A 3,367-nucleotide genomic window follows, 5' to 3' on the forward strand; every position below is an offset into this window, starting at 1 on the left:
CACCATCGCCAAGTCCAGCGGCAACAAGGCCTGGGACGACGCCGTCATCCGCGCGCTGCAAAAGACCGAGACGCTGCCGCGCGACATCGATGGCCGCGTGCCTTCGGACCTGGTCATCGGATTCCGCCCGCAGGACTGAACGGGCACAGGCCCTTCATCAAAAAGCCCCGCCGGTACCTGCCTGCGGGGCTTTTTCCATCTTGCTTTGTATGCAATCCGCCACGCGCCTGCGACTTCGCTTGCGGCACCGGCCGCTTGTCCCTAGCATCCCCGTCTTTGCCGCATTCGCGGCACCCGTCCACCATCGCAAAGGAGAGAACCCATGTCCCATTCGACACGTCCCTTTGCAGTCGTGCACGCTTGAAGCCCTAGCGCCTCCAGGCCACGCTGCAGACCTGATTCCCGGCCCCGCAAGAGGCCCGGCTTTCGGCTGCGCGTGCGCTTTTCCTGATGCCTGTCCATCGAGCTTGCGGCGACTGCCCATTGCGCATTCCGCATCTGCCGGAATGTGCCCCAAGCACTCGATCGAAAGCCATTCATGGGCAATTCCATAGTATTCCGTGGCGCAAACGCGGCACCCGCAATCACTCAAGCCAGAGACACCGAGGAAGGGCCGCCCCGCACCGAGGGTGTCGTCTCCCCCCGCGAAGCGAGAGGGGGGAAGGCGCGCAGCGACTCAGGGGGGCCGGACATCCATCTTCAGGTGTTCGCCAACCGCGGCGTCTGGATTGAAGACGCCGCCATCCAACAACTTCAAACAACGGCCCGCAACCTGGCCGGCATGCGCGCCGCCGTGGGCCTGCCCGACCTGCACCCGGGCCGGGGCTACCCGGTAGGGGCCGCCTTCTTTTCCGTGGGCCGCTTCTACCCGGCCCTGGTCGGCGGCGACATCGGCTGCGGCATGTCGCTGTACAGCACGGAGCTGGCAGCGCACAAGACCTCGGCCCCCAAGCTGGAAAAGGCGGTGGGCAACATCGACGGCCCCCTGCCCCAGGAACTGCTGGACGCCGTGGACATGCAGCAGCTGGAGCACATCGCCCAGGCCAGCGGCGTGGCCGACCTGGCGTATCTGCAGGACAGCCTGGGCACCATTGGCGGCGGCAACCACTTTGCCGAACTGCAGGTGGTGGACACGCTGTACGAGGACGGCGCGCTCGACAGGAAACGCGTGCACCTCATGGTGCACAGCGGCTCGCGCGGGCTGGGCGGCGCCATCCTGCGCGCCCATGTGGAGGCCTTCAGCCACGACGGCCTGGCCGCCAGCAGCGATGCCGCCACGCAGTACCTGCGCCAGCACGCGGCCGCCATCGCCTTCGCCCAACTGAACCGCGCCAGCATTGCGGCACGCCTGCTGCGCGCCCTGCGCACGCGCGGCCAGGCCCTGCTGGACATCACCCACAACCACGTGATCGCCCACCACTGGCGCGGAGAAGACGGCTTTTTGCACCGCAAGGGCGCCACGCCGGCCGACCAGGGTCTGGTGGTGATCCCGGGTTCGCGCGGCGACTACAGCTACCTTGTGCGGCCCCTGGCCGGGCGTGACGAGGCACTGCACTCGCTGGCGCACGGCGCGGGCCGCAAGTGGGCACGTACCGATTGCATGGGCCGCCTGCGCCCGCGCTTCACGCTGGACGAACTGCTGCGCACAAAATTCGGCAGCGCCGTGGTCTGCGCCGACCGCGAACTGGTCTACGAGGAGGCCCCCCAGGCCTACAAGGACGTGGACTCCGTCGTCGCCAGCCTGCAGGAAGCCGGCCTGGTGCAGCTGGTGGCGCGGCTGCGCCCCCTGCTGACCTACAAGAAGGGAGCCATGCAATGCTGCTGATCCAGCTGACCGCATCCCACGGCCCCGCCGAGTGCGAGCATGCCGTGCGCCTGACCCTGCGCGAGCTGCTGCGCGACTGCGCCGCCAGCGGCATCACCGTGGACGTGCTGGAAGAAACGCCCACGCCAGCCGGCTACAGGTCCGTGCTGCTGCGCTGCGAGGGCGACACCGGCCTGCTTCACGGTACGCTGGGCGCCTGGCTGGGCACCATCCAGTGGGTCTTCGACAGTCCCCTGCGGCCCCACCATCCGCGCAGGAACTGGTTTGTTGCCGTGCAGAAGTGCGAGCCGCCCCGGCAATTGCCGGCAGACGGCGAAATCGTCTTCCAGGCCTGCAAGGCCTCGGGCAAGGGCGGCCAGCATGTCAACACCACGGACTCCGCCGTCCATGCCCTGCATGTGCCCAGCGGGATCTCGGTGAAGGTCATGAGCGAGCGCAGCCAGCACGCCAACAAGCGGCTGGCGCGCGAGCTGCTGGCCCTGAAGCTGGCGCGCCTCAACGCGCAGGGCGAGGGCCAGGCCCGGCGCACGCGCAGCCAGCAGCACTGGGAGGTGGAGCGCGGCAGCCCCGTGAAGGTGTTCCGCGCCTGAACGCCCGGGGCTAGCCCCTGGCGCACATGTAGATGCCCAGGGCCAGCAGGCCCAGCATCAGCACGCGCTTGAAGACCTGGGGCGACAGCGACTGGCGCAGCCGCTCGCCCCAGGCCATGCCGGCCAGGGCGGGCAGCAGCATCAGCGCGGAAACCAGGGCTGTGGCACCCCACCCCGTCCAGGACGAAGCGGCATGGCCCGGCCCCTGCGCCAGCGCCATGCCCGCGCCCAGCGCCAGCGTGGACACCGTGAAGCACAGGCCCATGGCCTGCATCAGCGCCTGCCGGCCCAGCGCCAGCGATTGCAAAAAGGCCACGGCCGGCACCACGAACACGCCGGTCAGCGCCGTGATCCCGCCCGTCAGCAGACCACACAACAGGCCCAGCCAGGCCTGATGCCTCTGCGGCAACTGCAGGCCCGGCCCCCACAGGCCCCACAGGGCATACACAACCAGGGCCACGCCCAGCGCCGTGCGCGCCACGGCGGCCTCGCCCACCGGGCCCCACCACAGCATGCCGCCCACCGTGCCCGCGACAATGCCCAGCTGCATCCAGCCCAGGCGCCGCAGCAGCGGCCGCAGCGATGGCAGGGGCCGCATCTGCACCACATTGGTCACCAGGGACGGCAGCAGCAGCCAGGCCGCCGCCTGCCCGGCCGGCATGAACAGCGCCAGCAGCGCCATGGACACCGTGGGCAGGCCCAGGCCCACCACCCCCTTGACGACACCGGCCAGCCCGAACACGGCCACCGCCGCCGCCAGCACCCACCACGCATCCCACATCACGGCCACCCTGCACTTTCCACCGACTTGGCTCAGGCCCTTCCTGAACCTCATGGCGCCATGCTCGTGCACCAACAAAGGGATCACAATCGGGAATCTTCAAACCAAGGCTCAGGCATGGCCTGATCCTTCAGCACCACAGGCCATGCGATTCGACCTCACCGACCTGCA

At 69.0% G+C, this 3,367-nt stretch carries 4 protein-coding genes; 3 read left to right on the forward strand and 1 reads right to left on the reverse strand.

What is annotated here, in order from left to right:
* The 3 genes from L995_RS32335 to prfH all read left to right on the forward strand — a co-directional run.
* Positions 1-139: TonB C-terminal domain-containing protein (locus L995_RS32335; RefSeq protein WP_197065185.1), on the forward strand; the 139-nt coding region annotated here is incomplete at its 5' end.
* Between the two features lie 399 nt (positions 140-538).
* Entirely contained in the window at positions 539-1,825 is a 1,287-nt protein-coding gene (locus L995_RS24310; protein WP_082001620.1) for an RNA ligase RtcB family protein, read from the forward strand.
* Entirely contained in the window at positions 1,816-2,415 is a 600-nt protein-coding gene (gene prfH / locus L995_RS24315; RefSeq protein WP_043792355.1) for a peptide chain release factor H, read from the forward strand. Before L995_RS24310 ends, prfH begins: the two co-directional genes overlap by 10 nt.
* 10 nt (positions 2,416-2,425) lie before the next feature.
* On the opposite strand, the gene L995_RS24320 is transcribed toward prfH, so the two are convergent.
* Positions 2,426-3,196 carry a sulfite exporter TauE/SafE family protein gene (locus L995_RS24320; RefSeq protein WP_047473983.1) on the reverse strand — a complete coding sequence of 257 codons (771 nt, stop codon included), beginning with the start codon at positions 3,194-3,196 and terminating at the stop codon, positions 2,426-2,428.
* Between the last annotated feature and the right edge of the window lie 171 nt (positions 3,197-3,367).

It is taken from the genome of Delftia sp. ZNC0008, assembly GCF_000799035.1.
Classification (GTDB): domain Bacteria; phylum Pseudomonadota; class Gammaproteobacteria; order Burkholderiales; family Burkholderiaceae_C; genus Comamonas; species Comamonas tsuruhatensis.

Bases quoted from the DNA above. Each gene is read 5' to 3' on its own strand.
- prfH (WP_043792355.1), top strand. From the start codon at position 1,816: ATGCTGCTGATCCAGCTGACCGCATCCCACGGCCCCGCCGAGTGCGAG.
- L995_RS24320 (WP_047473983.1), bottom strand. From the start codon at position 3,196: ATGTGGGATGCGTGGTGGGTGCTGGCGGCGGCGGTGGCCGTGTTCGGG.
- L995_RS24310 (WP_082001620.1), top strand. From the start codon at position 539: ATGGGCAATTCCATAGTATTCCGTGGCGCAAACGCGGCACCCGCAATC.